Annotated in this window: 8 protein-coding genes; 3 read left to right on the top strand and 5 right to left on the bottom strand. The window is 68.6% G+C overall.

Annotated elements, in window-relative coordinates; all coding sequences use genetic code 11:
• The first annotated feature begins 11 nt into the window (after positions 1–11).
• Genes MC375_RS02970 through MC375_RS02980 form a run of 3 tightly spaced genes read left to right on the top strand, consistent with a single transcriptional unit; the run spans position 12 to position 3,248 of the window.
• Complete coding sequence (locus tag MC375_RS02970; RefSeq protein ID WP_242101783.1) at positions 12–719, top strand: SapC family protein; 708 nt, start codon at positions 12–14, stop codon at positions 717–719.
• The gene (locus tag MC375_RS02975; protein ID WP_242101784.1) at positions 703–1,719 is read left to right on the top strand and encodes a cupin-like domain-containing protein; all 1,017 of its coding nucleotides are present in this window, start codon (positions 703–705) and stop codon (positions 1,717–1,719) included. Before MC375_RS02970 ends, MC375_RS02975 begins: the two co-directional genes overlap by 17 nt.
• 11 nt (positions 1,720–1,730) lie before the next feature.
• On the top strand, positions 1,731–3,248 hold the full coding sequence (locus MC375_RS02980; protein WP_242101785.1) for a tryptophan halogenase family protein: 1,518 nt from the start codon (positions 1,731–1,733) through the stop codon (positions 3,246–3,248).
• A gap of 28 nt (positions 3,249–3,276) precedes the next feature.
• On the opposite strand, the gene MC375_RS02985 is transcribed toward MC375_RS02980, so the two are convergent.
• The 5 genes from MC375_RS02985 to MC375_RS03005 all read right to left on the bottom strand — a co-directional run bounded on the left by MC375_RS02985 (position 3,277) and on the right by MC375_RS03005 (position 13,128).
• Complete coding sequence (locus MC375_RS02985) at positions 3,277–5,613, bottom strand: NADP-dependent malic enzyme (RefSeq protein ID WP_242101786.1); 2,337 nt, start codon at positions 5,611–5,613, stop codon at positions 3,277–3,279.
• 183 nt (positions 5,614–5,796) lie between these two features.
• A complete protein-coding gene (locus tag MC375_RS02990) occupies positions 5,797–7,059 on the bottom strand; it encodes a flavohemoglobin expression-modulating QEGLA motif protein (RefSeq protein WP_242101787.1) in 1,263 nt (420 codons plus the stop codon).
• Between the two features lie 42 nt (positions 7,060–7,101).
• Positions 7,102–8,193 (bottom strand): ribosome small subunit-dependent GTPase A, encoded by a 1,092-nt coding sequence (rsgA, locus tag MC375_RS02995; RefSeq protein WP_242101788.1) that lies wholly within the window; start codon positions 8,191–8,193, stop codon positions 7,102–7,104.
• Positions 8,194–8,455: 262 nt separating this feature from the next.
• Positions 8,456–10,501, bottom strand: a complete 2,046-nt coding sequence (locus tag MC375_RS03000) for a hypothetical protein (protein WP_242101789.1) — start codon at positions 10,499–10,501, stop codon at positions 8,456–8,458.
• A 284-nt stretch (positions 10,502–10,785) separates the two neighbouring features.
• Entirely contained in the window at positions 10,786–13,128 is a 2,343-nt protein-coding gene (locus tag MC375_RS03005) for a winged helix-turn-helix domain-containing protein (RefSeq protein WP_242101790.1), read from the bottom strand.
• Positions 13,129–13,349: the final 221 nt, after the last annotated feature.

Raw genomic sequence — 13,349 nt, forward strand, 5'->3', positions numbered from 1 at the left:
GGAAACCGCACATGGCGCAGCACGTCCCGCTCAACAATATCGACCACGCCCGATTGCGCGTCATCGCCGCGCGCGGCGCCGCTTACGGGGACGCGGTGATGTATGCGGTGACCTTTCCAGCCGAGCTGCGCAATGTGCAGGCCTGTTACCCGATCGTGTTCCAGAAGACCGCCGATGGCGGCTTCCAGCCGCTGGCGCTGTTCGGCTTCACCCCGGGACAGAACCTGTTCCTGGACGGCGAGCGCTGGGACGCGCCCTACATCCCGCTCGCGATCGAGCGCCAGCCGTTCCTGATCGGGCGCGAGGGCGAGGAGCTGGCGATGCACGTCGACCTGGAGAGCCCGCGGATCGGCACCGATTGCGGCGAAGCGCTGTTCCTGCCCCATGGGGGCACCAGCGCGTTCCTGGAGCGGATGAATTCCGTGCTGCGCGCGCTGCACGAGGGCCTGCAGGCCACGCCCGCCTTCATCGATGCCCTGCTGGCGCACGACCTGCTCGAGTCCTTCGTGCTCGACATCCAGCTCGACGACGGATCCGAGCACCGGCTCGCCGGCTTCTACACCATCAACGAGGAGCGCCTGCGCGCGCTGGACGGCGCGGCGCTGGAACGGCTGCACCGGCAAGGGCACCTGGAGCCGGTGTACATGGCGGTGGCGTCGCTGGCGCACCTGCGCGACCTGATCGACCGGGTCAACCGACGCCATGGCCGCGACGCCTAGTCCGGTCGCCGAACGCGCGGACATCGATCCGCGCGCCCTGCCCGACGCGTTGCTGCATTCGGGGCAGCCGGTGGTGCTGCGCGGGCTGGTGGCGGACTGGCCGGTGGTGCGCGCCGCGCGCGATTCGCCGCATGCGGCCTGCGCCTATCTCGCGCGCTTCGATCCGGCGCGGATGCCGGTGGTCGCCACGGTGGGTCCGCCCGAAATCGGCGGCCGCTTCTTCTACAACGCCGACATGAGCGGCTTCAATTTCAGGCAACAGCAGGTACCGCTGCGAGTGGCACTGGACACGTTGCTGAAAAACCTCGAGCAGGACGCGCCGCCGGCGATCTACATCGCGTCCACCTCGCTGGAGAGTTTCCTGCCCGGCTTCCGCGCCGAGAACGACCTAGACCTGGGCGATCGCAATCCTCTGGCCAGCATCTGGATCGGCAACCGCACCCGGATCGCCGCGCATCAGGACGTGCCGGACAATCTGGCCTGCGTGGTGGCCGGCCGCCGCCGCATTACCCTGTTCCCGCCGCAGCAGCTGCGCAATCTCTACATCGGCCCGCTGGATCTCACTCCGGCCGGACAGCCGGTCAGCCTGGTCGATTTCGCGGCGCCGGATTTCAACCGTTTTCCGCGGTTCGCGCAGGCGCTGGAACACGCGCAGGTCGTCGAACTCGACGCCGGCGATGCGCTGCTGATTCCGAGCATGTGGTGGCACCACATCGAGGCGCTGGAAGGCTTCAACGCACTCGTCAACTACTGGTGGCGGCAGACGCCGGAATGGATGGACACGCCGATGAATGCGCTGATGCTGGCGCTCATGACCGTGCGCGACCTGCCGGCGGACCAGCGCGCGGTGTGGCGCGACGTGTTCGATCACTACGTGTTCGAGGCCGACGATGCCACCGCCAACCACATCCCGGAAACTGCGCGCGGCGCGCTCGCGCCGCTGGACGCCGACGCCGTGCGCCGCCTGCGCGCACGCCTGCTCAAACGCTTGAACCGCTGAAGGAATCCAACGTGAGTGAACCCGCAGTCGACGACACCGTGCACGCGCCGATCCGGCGGGTGGTCATCGCCGGCGGCGGCACGGCCGGATGGATGGTGGCCGCCGCGCTGTCGAAGACATTGGGCAAGGTGCTCGACATCACCCTGGTCGAATCCGACGAGATCGGCACCGTCGGCGTCGGCGAAGCCACAATCCCCACGTTGGTGACCTTCCACCGGATCCTGGAGATCAACGAACAGGAATTCATGGTCGCCACCCAGGCCACGTTCAAGCTCGGCATCAGCTTCGAGAACTGGCGCGACCTGGGCCGGCATTACATCCATTCCTTCGGCATCACCGGCAAGGACCACTGGACCGCAGGCTTCCAGCATTTCTGGCTCAAGGGTCGCGAGCGCGGCCTGGCGGGCGACTACGGCGACTACTGCCTGGAACTGAAAGCCGCGCTCGAGAACCGCTTCGCGCACCTGCCGCGCGGCGGCATGAACTACGCCTTCCACATGGATGCCGGGCTCTACGCCAAATTCCTGCGCAGGTTCAGCGAAGGCTATGGCGTGCGCCGGATCGAGGGCAGGATCGCGGAAGTCGTCGCCGATCGCGAGTCGCAGCGCATCCAGGCGCTGCGACTCGACTCGGGCGACACGATCGACGGCGACCTGTTCATCGACTGCACCGGCTTCCGCGGGCTGCTGATCGACAAGACCCTGGGCGCGCAGTGGGAAGATTGGTCGCAATGGCTGCATTGCGACAGCGCGATCGCACTGCAGACCTCGTCGGTGGGCGATGCGGTGCCGTATACCCGCTCGATCGCACGCGATGCCGGCTGGCAGTGGCGCATTCCGCTGCAACACCGCGTCGGCAACGGCATCGTCTACGGCAGCCGCTTCATCGACGACGAGCATGCCCGGCAGACCCTGCTCGGCAATGTGCAGGGCGAGCTACTGACCGAACCGCGCGTGATCCGCTTCCGTCCTGGTCAGCGCCGCCGCACATGGACCGGCAACTGCGTGGCGATCGGCCTGGCCAGCGGCTTCCTCGAGCCGATCGAATCCACCAGCATCCACCTGATCCAGCGCGGCGTGCTGCGGCTGCTGCAGCTGTTTCCGTCCGCAGGCATCAGCCAGGCCGACGTGGACGAGTACAACAGGCAGACCACCTGGGAAATCGAACACATCCGCGATTTCATCATCCTGCATTACCACGTCACGGATCGCCAGGACACGCCGTTCTGGCGTACCTGCCGCGAAATGGATGTTCCGTCGTCGCTGCGCCATCGGATCGAGCTGTTCCGCGACAGCGGGCGCGTGTTCCGTATGCCCGATGAGTTGTTCGCGGAGAACTCGTGGATCCAGGTGATGCTCGGCCAGGGCATCGTGCCGCGCACGCGGCATCCGGTGACCGAACTGATGGGGGATGCCGAACTGTCGAAGTTCCTTGGCGACATCCGCGCGCATGTCGACCGCACGGTGCGGCAGCTGCCCTCGCACCAGGCGTATGTCGGGACCTATTGTCCGGCCGCCGCAACGCCCTAGACCACCGCGCCCGGAGCCGGAGTTCACGCTACTCGTCGCGCATCAGCCTGCCGGTGGCGTCGAGCCGCTGCGCCTTGCGGATCTGCGCCTCGACCGCGGCGATTGCGGTCATGTTGATCACCCGGCGCACGGTGCTGGCCGGCGTGAGGATGTGCGCCGGCTGGTCCAGCCCCATCAGGATCGGGCCCAGGGCGACGCCATCGGTCATGACCCGGACCATGTTGTAGGCGATGTTGGCCGCATCCAGGTTGGGCATCACGAACAGGTTGGCGCGGCCGGTGAGCGTGGTGTGCGGGAACATGCGCGTGCGCAGGCCCTCGTCCCAGGCGGTGTCGGCCATCATCTCGCCATCCACTTCCAGCCGTGGCACACGCTTGCGCAGGATCTTGTAGACCTGGGCCATCTTCTGCGCGCTGGCATCGGTATGGCTGCCGAAGTTGGAGTGCGACAGCAGCGCGACCTTCGGCTCGATCCCGAACAGCTTGAGCCGGTAGGTCGCCTGCAGGGTGGCCTCGGCGATCTGTTCGGCGCTGGGATCGAGCTGCACATGGGTGTCGAGGAAGAACCAGATGCCGCGATCGTTGATCACCCCGGTCATCGCCGCGGTGCCGGTGATGCCCTTGTCGAAGTCGAACACGCTGCGCAGGTAGCCGAGCTTCTTGTGGTAGCGGCCGACGATGCCGGTGATCAGCGCATCGGCTTCGCCGCGTTCGACCATCAGCGCCGCGATCAGGGTGGGCCGGGAGCGCAGCAGGTTCTTGGCCGCCGCCGGGGTCACGCCGCGGCGTTCGGTGAGGGCGTGGTATTGCTGCCAGTATTCGTCGAAGCGCGGGTCCGAGTTGATATTGGTCAGCTCGAAGTCCACGCCCGGACGCATGCGCAGGCCAAGGCGCTCGATGCGCTGCTCGATCACGTCCGGCCGCCCGATCAGGATCGGCGAGGCCAGCTGCTCGTCGATGATCGTCTGCACCGCGCGCAGCACCACTTCCTCCTCGCCTTCGGCATACACGATGCGCTGGCGTTCGGCGCGCGCGCGCTCGTACACCGGCTTCATCACCAGGCCGCTGCGATGGATGAACTGGCCCAGCTTCTCGCGGTAGGCAGCCACGCTGTCCAGCGGCCGCAGGGCGATGCCCGAATCCATCGCTGCCTCCGCCACCGCCGGCGCGAGGATGGTCAGCAGGCGCGGATCGAACGGGCGCGGGATCAGGTATTCCGGGCCGAAGCACGGCACGTCGCCGCCGTAGGCGCTGCCCAGGTCGGACGATTCCATCCGCGCCAGCTGCGCGATCGCGCGCACGCAGGCCAGCTTCATCGCTTCGTTGATCTCGGTGGCGCCCACGTCCAGCGCGCCACGGAAGATGTAGGGAAAGCACAGCGCGTTATTGACCTGGTTCGGGTAGTCCGAACGGCCGGTGGCGATGATGCAGTCCGGGCGGACGCGCTTCGCGTCCTCGGGCAGGATTTCCGGATAAGGATTGGCGAGCGCGAGGATGATCGGTCGCTCGGCCATCGTCGCGACCATCTCCGGCTTGAGCACGCCGCCGGCGGCCAGGCCCAGGAAGATGTCGGCGCCCTCCACGATCTCGGCCAACGTGCGCTTGTCGGTGTCGCGCGCGTAGCGCGCCTTGTCCGGGTCCAGGTGCGGGCGACCGGTGTAGAGCACACCCTCGCGGTCCACCGCCAGGATGTGCTCGGGCTTCATTCCCAGCGCCACCAGCATGTCCAGGCAGGCGATGCCCGCCGCGCCGGCGCCAGCGGTGGCCAGGGTCACTTCTTCGATCTTCTTGCCGACCACTTCCAGCGCGTTGAGCACCGCGGCGCCGACGATGATCGCGGTGCCGTGCTGGTCGTCGTGGAACACCGGGATCTTCATCCGCTCGCGCAGTTTGCGCTCGACGATGAAGCATTCCGGCGCCTTGATGTCCTCCAGGTTGATGCCGCCGAAGGTCGGTTCCAGGCTGGCGATGATGTCGACCAGCTTGTCCGGATCGTGCTCGTCGATCTCGATGTCGAACACGTCGATCCCAGCGAACTTCTGGAACAGCACGCCCTTGCCTTCCATCACCGGCTTGCCGGCCAGCGGGCCGATATTGCCCAGGCCGAGCACCGCGGTGCCGTTGGATACCACCGCTACCAGGTTGCCGCGTGCGGTGTATTCGCTGGCACAGTTGGGATCGGCGACGATCGCCTCGCAGGCGTAGGCCACACCCGGGGAATAGGCCAGCGCCAGGTCGCGCTGGGTCAGCATCGGTTTGGTCGCCGTGACCCGGATCTTGCCCTTGGGCGCGGTGCGGTGGTACTCGAGCGCCGCCTGCTTCAGGTCGTCCTGCCTGGATGGGTCTTGCGGGGGCTGGTCGGACATCGGGCCGGATCGCGATGAAGGGCCGTTGATTCTAGCGGCTCGGCCGTTTACGCCTGCCGCGATGCGGTAATCCTGCAGGAGCGCCACTTTGGCGCGAGGCATCCGCCTTGTGGCGGGGCGTGTCTGTCCCAGCCCGCTGCGGCGGCTCGGGAGCAGCCGCAGCGGGCGGCTGATCGCGGCGCCCTACACGTCGAAGTCGGGCGCCTCGGCCGAGACCTGGTCCAGCCGGATCCGGTTGGCGAACAGCGAGAACGCCAGCATCCCGGCCAGTCCGTTCGCACGCGCGACCCATTCGGGCAGCCAGCGCGGCGGCGCGATCACGCCCGCGTCGGCCAGCGGCTGCAGGCGACGTACGTCGCCGAGGGTCATCTTGCCGGCGAACAGCTGCCGGCACAGCTTGAGCTTCTGCTCGCGCAACGCCCAGCGGAAGAAGGTATGGACGCCGATCAGCCCGCGCAGGTAAACGGTGTCCTTGGTGAAAGCGGACCCTCCAGTGAGCGGGACGCCGCGAAACACCCGCTGGGCCGACGAGAAGCTTTCGGTCTCGTTCTGTCCGGCGTCGAGGAAATAGCGGAACACCTGGATGAAATCGGCGCCGTCCAGCGCCATCGCGATCGCCTCGATGCGCAGGCTCACGCGCTTCATGCGCTCGATGTCGATGCTGCCGGTGATCTGCTCGGCAAACGTGGCCAGACCTTCCTGGGTCGCGGTCGTGCGCGGCGAGGCCAGCGACATGCTCGCCAGCACCGGCTGCTCGCGGCCGTTGAGCGCGGTGAGCGAATGCACGAAGGCCTCGTGGTGCAATAGCTGGTGGCGGTCGTAGTCGGAGAACGCGGCGCCCGCGCGCAGGCGGATGCGGGTGGCGCCCGCGGCGGCCTTGGCGATCATGCCCGGGTCGATCACCACTTCGATCAGGCGCGCGTTGAAGAAGCTGTCCAGCGCGGCCTGCAGCTGCAACTGCAGCGACGTGGCCGAGACCGCCACCTGCTCCGACGGCGCCAGCAGCTCGCGATCCAGTTCGTTGGCTAGGGCGATGAAGTGGCGTGCGGCTTCGCGGGTGCTCGGGCCGTTGCCGGGCAAGGCTTCGTCGGGGCGCCCGAACAGGGCCTCGGAATGGCTGCGTACCTGCGTGGTGCCCAGCACTTCCAGCAGCGCGGCGGCGGTGGACCAGCTGCGCGCCGATTCGATCAGGTAGATCCCGAGCGGGTGCTGCGGATCGGCCGCGGCGCTGACCGCGTCCAGTTCGCGCCGGGCCTCGGTGAAATCCAGCTTCGGATAGTCCACCACCGGCAGCCGCGGCCGGCCGGCATTCCAGCTGTCCAGGAATGGCGCCTGCAGCGAGACCGGCCAGCTCGCCAATTCCAGCAGGCGGATGCTGCGCGCGACCTTGACCATGCGCGCGTCCAGCGCGGCGTGGTGGGCGATCTCGGGTGCGAGCTCGGCCATCAACCCCGCTCCTTCCCCCGCTCATGGGGAAGGGAGTCAATCTCAGTGCCGTCCATACTTGTCGTCGAGGCGCTTGTTGAGCGCCTTGCCCTGCACCCGCGCGTCGGCCTTCTGCGCCAGCCGCGTCGCCAGCTGGTTGGCGGCGCCGGCGACCTCGTCGCGCAGCTTGAGGTAGTTGGCGAAGCGATCCGGGTCGAGCGTGCCGGCCTGGATCGCCGCGCGCACCGCGCAACCGGGTTCGCCGGCGTGCCGGCAATCGCGGAACCTGCACTGCTCCGCCAGTGCTTCGACGTCGGCGAAGCTCTCCGCCACGTTCTCCTCGCCGGTCGGCTTGAGCTCGCGCATGCCGGGCGTGTCGATCAGGCAGGCGCCGGACGGCAACGGGATCAGCGCGCGATAGGTGGTGGTGTGGCGCCCGCGCGCGTCGCTTTCACGCACCGTGCTGGTCTTCATCTTCTCGATGCCGAGCAGGGTGTTGGTCAGCGTGGATTTGCCCGCGCCTGAAGAGCCGACCAGCACCACGGTGCGGCCCGGCTGCAGCCATGGCGCCAGCGCATCCACGCTCGCCAGATCCTTGGCGTTGAGCGCGATGACCGCCACGCCCTGGGCCGCGATGTCGGCCAACGCTTCGCGCGCGGCCTCCGCATCGCTGCCCTCGCGATCGGCCTTGGTCAGCACTACGACCGGAGTGGTGCCGCTCCCGGCGATCAGCAGCAGATAGCGCTCGATCCGGCGCGGGTTGAAGTCCGCATCCAGGCCACACACGACGAACACGGTGTCGATGTTGGCCGCGATCAGCTGCTGCTTGTAATGCTCGCCCGCCGCGCCGCGCTTGATCGCGCTGTGCCGCGGCAGCAGCGCCACGATCCGTGGTTTTCCCGACGGTTCGCCTTCCACCAGCACCCAGTCCCCGACGGCAGGGCGCTGGTCCGGTGGCGTCTTTGGACGCTGCCACTCGGGCAGTGATTCGGCCGGATAGCCCGCATCGGGCGCCTCGGTGACGATGTAACCCGAGCGATGCTGTTCCATCACCCGCGCGACGCGCGCGGTGGGATGCGCCGCAATCATCGCCCGCCACTGCGCATCCTCGGCCTGGTCGGCGTAGGGCCAACCGATGGCGCGCAGCGATGTCACGGGATGTTGCGCATATGGACGTTCCCAGGGCGGGCGTGGCGGCCAACGCCGCTCGCAGGCGCGTTCGTTTCGATGGCCTGGCCACATCTTAGCCCTTGTGGCGGGCCGTCCCCGTCATCGCAGCCAATCGGATCGGAACACGTCCACCCATCCCATGTTCGCGGACCCCGGCAACAACCCGAACCGGCGATCGCCTTCGCGATGCCGGTCGGGATGCCTGCGGGCCATCATGGCCCGCAGGGTTTCAGCCGCTACGCGTGGATCACTTCGCCGTCAGGATCTGCACGCCCGCCGCCTGGGTGGTGGCGAACAGGCTGCCGTCGGGCGCGTTGCGCATCTGGACCGGCTCGTAGCCCGCGATCGAGGTGCGCTTGAGCAGGCGCGGCGCGGAGGGCACGCTCACATCGTATTCCTCGATGCCGTTGCCGCTGCCGTACCAGGCCCGATTGCCGCGCACCGCCACCGCGGAAAAGGTGGTGGCGTCAGGATCGGCCGGGGTGGCGGCGACCAGCCGCGGGGCCTTGGCATTGGACACGTCGAGGATGCGCAGGCCGCGGCGGCAGGCGACGTAAAGCAGCGAACGCGCCGCGTCCAGGGACAGCCCGGTCGCCGAATCGCAATCGGCGTCCCAGCGCGCCAGTTCCACCAGGTTATGCGGATCCGAGGCATCGATGATGCGCACACCGCCGTAGATGATCTCCGAACTTCCCGCTTCGGCCGAGTACAGGATGCCGCCCTGCGCGGCCATCGCCCAGGGTGCGTCGGGCATCCACCAGTTGGACACCAGCACGGGGTTGGATGGGTCGGTGATGTCGACCACGCCCATGCTCGGGCCATTGGTGTTCTTGCCCACGTACAGGCGGTTGCCGATGACCGTGACGCTCGATGCATACGGGTATTCCAGGCGCGCGATTTCCCTCGGTTTGAGCGGCGCGGACAGGTCGACCACGATCAGGCCATAGCCCCATACCGCCAGGTAAGCAGTCTTGCCGTGCACGGTCATCGCGGTGTAGCCGCGCGCTTCCATGTCGTCGGGCAGCGGCGGTTCCAGGCGTGCCAGCGGCACGAGCGTGTTCGGATTGGCCACGGTGATGCCGTAGTCGTACTGCAACAGCACGGCGTAGCCATCGACGAAGCCCACATCCATCGGATTGACGCCACCGGGCTGGACGCGTTCGCTGGCGAACTGCGGCTTGTCCGGGTTGCGTCCGTCGATCGCCAGCAGGCGGTCGTCGCTGCCCAGCATCAGGCCCAGGTCGTCGCGCAGCGGCAGCGCATGGCGCGCGGCGAAGGTGCGCAGATCATGGTTGGCCATGAACATCGGCTGCGCCGGATCGGCCACCGACCACACGTCCAGGCCGTGGAAGCCGCCGGTGTAGACGTGCTGGCCGAGCCGCATCCCGGTCAGTGCGCCGTAGGGCATCTCGGTGCTGCCGACCAGCTGGACCTGGGCGGGATCGGACATGTCCAGCACGCTGAGCGAGTGGCCGAAGCCGTACGCGTACGGCGCCTGGAAGCCCACGTTGACGATCTCGGTGCCTGGCGACGAGTAGAACGCCGCTTCCCTGGGCGCATCCGGCACGGAAATGTCGATGGTGCGCAGCAGGTAGCCGAACAGGAAGCTCTTGCCGCCGGCATACAGCAGATTGCCGCTGGCCGCGACCAGGGTTCCGGCCCCCGGGCCGATGCCCGCGGCGCGCAGCCGCGGCCGGCGCGGATCGGCCAGGCTGCCGACGTAGAGATCGTTTTCGGTATCGAACAGGTACAAACGGTTGTGTGCGACCGCGATGCCCGCGGCGCAGGTCCGCTCGGCATCGCCGGCATACCCGGCCACTTCGCCGACCCGGCGCGGCCGCTGCGGATTGGCGAGCGAATACACCACCACGCCGCCGCGACGACAGCTGCCTTCGCGCCAGCTCGCGTACAGATATTTACCGTGCCGGGCCAGTCCCTGGATCACGCCCGGGGCCATGTCCGCGCTACCGGCCAGCACCGGCATGGCCGGGTTGGCGTAATTCCAGACGGACACCCTGCGGCCGGTCGGCACGTAGACCAGATTGCCGTAGGCGAGCGGTTGGCTGAGGTCTCCGCCCACCGAGGTTTTCAGGCTGAGCGGTTTGCGCGCGGTTTGCTGGCCGGCTGCGGCGGCGGCACCGGTGCGATCGGCTTCGGCAAGCCTGGGCTTTGCCGCGCCGGTGCGCGCGGTCTGCGGCGTGCTGCCTTGCAGGGCGATGTTACCGGCGGCGAATGCCGTCGCCATCAACGCAGCCCAGGCGGCGGCAATGGCGAGGTGTCTACGGATCTTCATGGAACAACTCCGATGGGGGATGTGGGAACGGCCGTGCGATCCGTCGCGGGGGGTCCTGGGTCAACAGGGTCGATGCGGCCGGCGTAGCCGCACCACGATGAAGCTTGTTCGATGTGCGTTGGCGGCCTCGCGATCAGTAACGCGGCTGCAGGACGTACGCCTTGCGCCAAGCAGGGCATCGGATTCCGCCCACGCTACCGCCGGGCCCGGCCGTGTCATTCCAACGGCATGATCGTTTGCCTACAACCGCATGATCCGCGCGCCAGAAACCCGCACGAGTGTCGCTACAGGGCCGGCGGCGACTCCGTCATCCCATTTGGCAGCGGCCGCTCACCCGCGAGCGCGCGGGCGTGCACCAGTGCCCGGCCGGCCAAGGCGTCCTGGTCCAGGGCCTGATAGAGCTGCCACTGCAGCACGGCGGCGTCGAAGTCCTGCTCGGCCCAGGGCGCCACCCGACCTACAAGCGCGCTGGCTTCGGCCAGGCGACCCCGCTCGATCAGCCAGGGCGCGTAGTCGGCGACCGTTTCCAGCACGTCTTCCGGCACCCCCGCCGACTCCACCACTCGCAACGCCTCCTGGTAGGCGGCGTCGGCGGCGGCTTCGCGCCCTGCCTGCCGCTCCGCAACCGCTCGGGCCAGCGTGGCCATCCATGCCGGTGCCCGCAGGTCCGGCGGCCAGGGCAAGGGCGGCGCATCCGCGCGCAGGCCGATCTGGCGCTGGCGCAGCCGCAGCCATGCCTGTAGCCGCGGACCGGCGCCCGGCGCGGAGGTCTGCAGAATTCCGTTCACCATGTGCAATGCCGTCGGCGTCTCGCCCCCGCGCCAGGCCGCTTCCATCAACAGGAAACCGCGACGCTGGATGTCGCCCGGCGGCACGTTGCGGGCCGAAGGGGCATCCAGCAACGCGCGCGCGGCGCCCAGTTTGCCGAGCCGCAGCAGGACCTCGGCGCGATCCAGGGTCAGCGTGCCGAGCTGTGCCGGGTCGCGGATCCGTTCGCGCAGGGCCCATGCCCGCTCGCTCTGCTCCCAGGCCGCCTGTGGTCGGAGCAGGCGCAGGTTGACACCGACCAGGGACGAGCGCGCCGTCACCAGTTCGTTGACGGCCCCGTAGCGTTCGAAGTCCCTGGCCGCCTGCGCGAGGTATTGCAGAGCCTGGGCCGGGCGGTCGCGGTCCATCTCCAGCTGGCCGAGATTAGCGTCGATGCGCGAGGCCGCCAGCGGGTCGCCGGCGCGCAGGGCCTGCACCCGGGCCTGCCCCAGATCGGCCAGCGCAGCGTCGAAGCGGCCCTGCATCGCCCGGGCAACGCCGCGGCCGGTCAGCGCCTGCGCCAGCTCGGCGTGGTGGCGGGCAGGATCGACCACGGCGATGGCCGCGGCGAAATCGCGTTCGGCGTCGGTGCTTTTCTCCAGGCGCACGTGCATCGCGCCGCGTGCATTCAACAGCCGCGCGCGAAACAGCGGCTCGTGGCCGGCAGGCGTGGCCAGGGCGCGGTTCAGCCCCGCCAGTCCCTGTTCGAAACGGCCTTCGCGAAATTCGATCCGCGCCAGTTGATACAGCAGTTCGGGCGTGTTGCGCTGCAGTTCCGGGGCGGCGGCGAGAATCCTGCGGGCCGTCTCGAGCTCGTTGCTCAGCATGGCGGCGCGTGCGCGCTGCAGACGCTCCTGCAGGCCGAGATCCTGCTGGCCCGCCTGCGCCGGCCGACCCAGCGCGGAGAGCAACCGATCGCTGGCATGCCTGGCGGCAGTCAGCAGATCCGCATCCTCGCCGACGGCGCTGTTGCGGGTGCCGTCGTCGTTGCTGCCCTGCAGGCTCACGCGCCAGATGCCGTTGCGGTGCTCGGCCGTGCTGCGCACGGTGCGCCGACCGCTGGTGACTGCCCCGGCCCCACCCGACCCATCCCCGATCATCACCAGCGTGTTCTCGCTCGGCGGCACCGCAAGGCCCGCCCTGCGCATGCGGTCGGCGATGAAATCCATCAGGCCGAGGCGGATCCAGGCCGCATCGCGCGCACCGCGCACTTCGGTCGGCAGCACCAGGGTCACGGACGGCGCGCCGGTTTGTACATCCTGGACCTTCGCCCCGCGCCACCACCACGCCGCGCCCACAGCCGCGGTCAACAGAAGCGCCAGGCCAGCAGTCGTCCACCACGCGCGCCGTCCGCGCGAGCGGGCAGCATTTGCGATTGGGGGCGTCTGCGCCGCTGCCAGATCGGGTGCGGAGCCTTCGATGCCTGCGTGCGTCTGGATGCCCAGGGGGTCTGCCTGTTCCGGGACGACCGCCGCCTGCGACAGGCGCGCCGCTTCTCCGGAGTCGACCTGGGTTTCGGCGACCCAGCGAAAGCCGAACCGCGGCACGGTGCGGATTGCGTTCTGGGCATGCCCGTCGTCGCTGACCGCCCTACGCGCACGCAGCACGATCTGGCCGATCTGCGCATCGGACACGTTGCTGCGGCCGAACACCGCAAGAGCAAGTTCGTCCCTGCCGACGGCGCGATCGCGATGTTCGATCAGGTAACGCAGACAATGGAATGCACGCACGGGAAGCGCGATCGGCGCCCCATCGCGGGTGAGCTCACGGACGGCCGGATCAAGGACGAACGCGCCGAATTTGAACCGCGCCGGTGTCATGCGCCGATATTCTGGCACGCGGAACGTGGCCCCTCCCGACTCCCCGGCGCCTGACCGCCGGATCCCCGAGCGGGCCGTGCCTGGATCCCATTCACGCCGATTCGACAGCAGCCTGCATGGCGCTGGCAGCTACATGCTGCTGACCCATCGGCCGCACGCCAGCGCCTTCCCCGACCGCACCTCAGGTCAGGGCATGCGATCCCATTCCCGGTTTCAAGGCG

It is taken from the genome of Lysobacter sp. M2-1 (genome assembly GCF_022662495.1).
In the GTDB taxonomy this organism is placed as follows: Bacteria; Pseudomonadota; Gammaproteobacteria; order Xanthomonadales; family Xanthomonadaceae; genus JAKPBU01.